The following is a 4222-nucleotide window of genomic DNA, read 5'->3' as shown; positions in this document are numbered from 1 at the left end:
GCCCGGTCGCGGCCAAGGCGCACCTGGCCCCGTTCATGCCCGGCGACGCGAACAACGCCGCCCGCCAGGAGGGCCACGGCGTTGCCATCAGTGCCTCACGGTACGGTTCTGCCGGTGTGCTGCCGATTTCCTGGGCGTACGTGAAGCTGATGGGCGGCCAGGGCCTGACCGAAGCGACCAGGTCGGCGCTGCTGGCGGCCAACTACGTCGCGTCCCGCCTGAACGAGTACTTCCCGGTGCTGTACACCGGTGAAGGCGGACTCGTGGCTCACGAGTGCATCCTGGATCTGCGTGAACTCACCGCCAGGACCGGGGTGACCGCCGAGGACGTGGCCAAGCGGCTGATCGACTTCGGCTTCCACGCCCCCACCCTCGCGTTCCCGGTCGCGGGGACGCTGATGGTGGAACCCACCGAATCCGAAGACCTCGTCGAGATCGACCGTTTCATCGAGGCCATGATCACCATCCGCGCCGAAATCGACCAGGTGGCCGCCGGGGACTTCCCCGTTGCCGGCTCCCCGCTGCGCCGGGCACCCCACACTGCAGCCGCCGTCGTGTCCTCCGACTGGGACCGCGCCTACCCGCGGGAACAGGCCGCCTTCCCGGCCCACCACCTTCGACAGGACAAGTACTTCCCGCCCGTAGGCCGGATCGACGGCGCAGCCGGTGACCGCAACCTCATCTGCTCCTGCCCGCCCCTCGAAGACTTCGAGACGTCGACAAGCTCAATCACCGGATTGGAAGGCTGATCCCATGACCGAGAATTACACTGCCCTGTTCGAGCAGCACAAGAAGGCCGGCGCGTCCTTCACGGACTTCGGCGGCTGGCAGATGCCCCTCAAATACAACTCCGAGCTGGCCGAACACCACGCCGTGCGCAACGCCGCCGGCCTGTTCGACCTGTCCCACATGGGCGAAGTTTGGGTGACCGGCCCGGACGCAGCCGCCTTCCTGGACTACGCCCTGGTGGGCAAGCTGTCGGCGGTGGCCGTTGGCAAAGCCAAGTATTCGCTGATCTGCGACGCCGACGGTGGCATCATCGACGACCTCATCACCTACCGGCGGCCTGTTGCCCAGGACGGAACGGATGTCTTCCTTGTGGTGCCGAATGCCGGTAACGCCAAGGTAGTGGCCGCAGCTTTAGCAGAACGGGCCGCAAACTTCGACGTCGCCGTCGAGGACGCATCGGCCGAAACCTCTCTGATCGCCGTCCAGGGGCCGGCGGCCGAGGCCATCCTGCTGAAGCTCGTCCCGGCCGAACAGCACTCGCTGGTGACGGAACTGAAGTACTACGCCGCGGTGGAGGCAGGCATCACCGTCAACGGCTCTGTTCGGGAACTGCTGCTCGCCCGCACCGGCTACACCGGCGAGGACGGCTTTGAGATCTACGTCCCGAGCATGGATGCGCCCGCTCTGTGGGAGGCACTGCTGGCTGCCGGTGAAGGCCACGGTCTGATCCCCGCCGGCCTCGCCGCCCGGGATTCGCTCCGCCTGGAAGCAGGCATGCCGCTGTACGGCAACGAACTGTCCCGGCATGTGAACGCGTACGCGGCGGGACTTGGTCCGGTGGTTTCGCTGGGCAAGGAAAGCGACTTCGTGGGCCGGGAGGCCCTGGCGGCCATCAAGGCCGCCGGTGTCGGATCCACCATGGGCCAAAAGCTCGTGGGGCTCAAGGGCACCGGCCGACGCGCCGCCCGCTCCCACTACCCGGTCCTCAAGGACGGCACCCTGGTCGGGGAGATTACCTCCGGCCAGCCCAGCCCCACCCTCGGCTATCCGGTGGCGATGGCCTATGTCGACGTCGAATTCGCCGCTCCGGGCACGTTGCTGGACGTGGACCTGCGCGGCAAGCCCGAACGCTTCGAGGTTGTCGAGCTGCCGTTCTACAAGCGGTCGCGTTAGGCCCGTTGGGCCGCCACCCCCAACGCTCTCTCACTTGTTGCAGTGTTTGGGCGAACGCCCTCTCGCATTTCACACACCAGATTGAAGGAAACACACATGGCAAAAGTTGTTGCTGAACTGAAGTACTCCGCCGAGCACGAATGGGTTGCTGTTGACGGGTCCGGGCCGGTGGGAATCGGGATTTCCGCCGTTGCAGCCGATGCGCTGGGTGACATTGTGTACGTCGACCTGCCGGAGGTTGGTTCCACGGTGACGGCCGGCGAAACCTGCGGTGAGGTGGAGTCCACCAAGTCCGTCTCCGATCTCTATGCTCCGGTCACTGGCGAGGTTGTGGAGATCAACGACGGCGTAGTGTCCGACCCCGCCCTGATCAACACCGATCCCTACGGTGCGGGCTGGCTCTTCAAGGTGGCCGTCAGCGAGGAAGGCCCGCTCATGTCGGCGGAAGAGTACGCGGCAGCGAACGGCGGCGAGCTGTGAGCGCCGGGACCGCAACCGGGACGGTGGCCTTCCAGCCGGTGGGGTCGCTCAGCCTGAACGCGGATCTTGCCGCCCTTGACCCTGAGGTCGCGGCGAAGATCGACGACGAACTGGGCCGCCAGCGCGACGGCCTGGAAATGATCGCCTCCGAGAACCATACCGCCGTGGCAGTGATGCAGGCGCAGGGATCGGTGCTGACCAACAAGTACGCCGAAGGGTACCCGGGCAAGCGCTACTACGGCGGCTGCGAGCACGTGGACGTCATCGAGCAGCTGGCCATCGACCGTGTGAAAGCCCTCTTCGATGCCGAGTATGCCAACGTCCAGCCGCATTCCGGCGCCCAGGCGAACGCCTCTGTGATGCACGCGCTGATCAAGCCGGGCGACACCATCATGGGCCTGAACCTCGCCCACGGCGGGCACCTGACACACGGCATGAAGATCAACTTTTCCGGCAAGCTCTACAACGTGGTCCCGTACCAGGTCCGCGAAGACACCCACACCATCGACATGGCCGAGGTGGAGCGGCTGGCGCAGGAGCACAAACCGCAACTCATCGTGGCCGGCTGGTCCGCGTACGCCCGCCAGCTGGACTTCGCAGAATTCCGCCGGATCGCCGACTCGGTGGGGGCCTACCTGATGGTGGACATGGCCCATTTCGCCGGGCTGGTGGCAGCCGGGCTGCACCCCTCCCCGGTGCCGCATGCGCACGTCACCACCTCCACCACGCACAAGACACTCGCCGGTCCGCGCGGCGGCATCATCCTGACCAACGACGCCGGCGTTGCCAAGAAGATCAACTCGGCCGTGTTCCCGGGCCAGCAGGGCGGACCGCTGGAGCATGTCATCGCCGGCAAGGCCGTGGCGTTCAAGATCGCCGCGTCACCCGAATTCAAGGAGCGCCAGCAGCGCGTCCTGGCCGGTGCCCGGATCCTGGCCGAGCGCCTGGTCCAGCCCGACATCACTGCCAAGGGCATCAGCGTCATCTCCGGCGGTACGGACGTGCACCTGGTCCTCGTGGACCTGCGCAACTGCGAACTCGACGGACAGCAGGCCGAAGACCGGCTCGCCGCGATCGACATCACCGTCAACCGCAACGCCGTCCCCTTCGACCCGCGCCCGCCCATGGTCACCTCCGGCCTGCGCATCGGTACCCCCGCCCTGGCCACGCGGGGCTTCGGCGAAGCAGCCTTCCGCGAGGTGGCGGACATCATCGCCGAGGCTCTAACGGCCGACGCCGACGCGGACCTTTCCGAGCTGCGTCACCGCGTTGTGGCCCTCGCGGCCGCCCACCCGCTGTACCCCGGTATCGCGGCCTTGTCCTAAAACCCTGGCCACCTCCTTGGAGTTTTTGTCCAGATATGGCGGCTTTCCGGCCCGTTATGTCTCCATATCTGGACAAAATTCCTGACCCGAGCATTTTCTTTTGTAGTTAGGAAAACCCGTCATGGTTGTTGGCGTTTTTGATCTCTTCTCGATTGGGATCGGTCCTTCGTCGTCTCATACTGTGGGGCCGATGCGGGCTGCTGCTGTGTTCGCGGAGGAGCTGAAGGCTTCGGGCGTGCTTGGGTCGGTGGCGGGGTTGCGGGTGGATCTGTACGGGTCGTTGGCGGCGACCGGGCACGGGCACGGGACGATGACCGCGGTGCTGCTGGGGTTGGAGGGGTTCCATCCGGAACTGATCCTGCCCGGGGAGGTGGAGGAACGGCTCGCTTCGATCGCTGAGACCGGGATCCTGAACCTGGCAGGCGCCGGTGGCGGGGGTGTGCGGTTGCCGTATGGGGTGAAGGACATGGTCCTGCGGCCGTTGACGGTGCTGCCCCGGCACACGAACGGGATGA

At 66.1% G+C, this 4222-nt stretch carries 4 protein-coding genes and 1 pseudogene; all 5 read left to right on the top strand.

The window, feature by feature from the left end; genetic code table 11:
- Positions 1 to 749: pseudogene (locus AC5RUU_RS19570) on the top strand (glycine dehydrogenase (aminomethyl-transferring)); the annotation flags it as partial.
- Between the two features lie 4 nt (positions 750 to 753).
- Positions 754 to 1902 carry a glycine cleavage system aminomethyltransferase GcvT gene (gene gcvT, locus AC5RUU_RS19565; protein WP_493976866.1) on the top strand — a complete coding sequence of 383 codons (1149 nt, stop codon included), beginning with the start codon at positions 754 to 756 and terminating at the stop codon, positions 1900 to 1902.
- Positions 1903 to 1998: 96 nt separating this feature from the next.
- Positions 1999 to 2382, top strand: coding sequence for a glycine cleavage system protein GcvH (gene gcvH, locus AC5RUU_RS19560; protein ID WP_493976865.1), 384 nt, complete (start codon positions 1999 to 2001; stop codon positions 2380 to 2382).
- Positions 2379 to 3707: a serine hydroxymethyltransferase gene (glyA, locus tag AC5RUU_RS19555; RefSeq protein ID WP_493976864.1), complete on the top strand. Its 1329-nt coding sequence runs from the start codon at positions 2379 to 2381 to the stop codon at positions 3705 to 3707. Before gcvH ends, glyA begins: the two co-directional genes overlap by 4 nt.
- A gap of 121 nt (positions 3708 to 3828) precedes the next feature.
- Positions 3829 to 4222, top strand: a 394-nt coding sequence (locus AC5RUU_RS19550) for a serine dehydratase beta chain (RefSeq protein ID WP_493976863.1), incomplete at its 3' end; no start/stop codon positions are given.

It is taken from the genome of Arthrobacter sp. K4-10C, assembly GCF_059090085.1.
The sequence above is the reverse complement of the archived record's forward strand: the minus strand, read 5'-3'. Positions and strand labels throughout refer to the sequence as shown.